This is a genomic window from Bradyrhizobium sp. 23AC (assembly GCF_054863025.1).
The window spans coordinates 1-249 of the sequence record NZ_JAVAYN010000255.1 but is presented as its reverse complement, the minus strand read 5'-3'; the positions used below and the strand labels follow the sequence as shown (position 1 = coordinate 249).

Genomic DNA, 249 nt, shown 5'->3' with positions numbered 1-249 from the left:
CCTACTGCGGCAATCGCTATCTCGTCGAATCCCATCAGCTGGTCTCGGGACGCGTCGCGGCGCTGCGCACTAATCTGAGCTCGCCGATCGACGTTATCACTCCCGCGTCGTTCGACGAACATCGCGCGCTGCTGCGCTTGTTTGCGCGCGGAGAGCTCGCAAGCTTTGAGAAGCTGCTCACGAAACACATCACCTCTTCGGGCCGGACCTACGCGCGGGCCCTGAAGGTGACATAGGAATGCTCCCGCC

1 protein-coding gene is annotated in these 249 nt (G+C 62.2%); it reads left to right on the top strand.

The window, feature by feature from the left end; genetic code table 11:
* Positions 1–236, top strand: a 236-nt coding sequence (locus RAD10_RS42335) for an FCD domain-containing protein (protein ID WP_461622072.1), incomplete at its 5' end; no start/stop codon positions are given.
* Between the last annotated feature and the right edge of the window lie 13 nt (positions 237–249).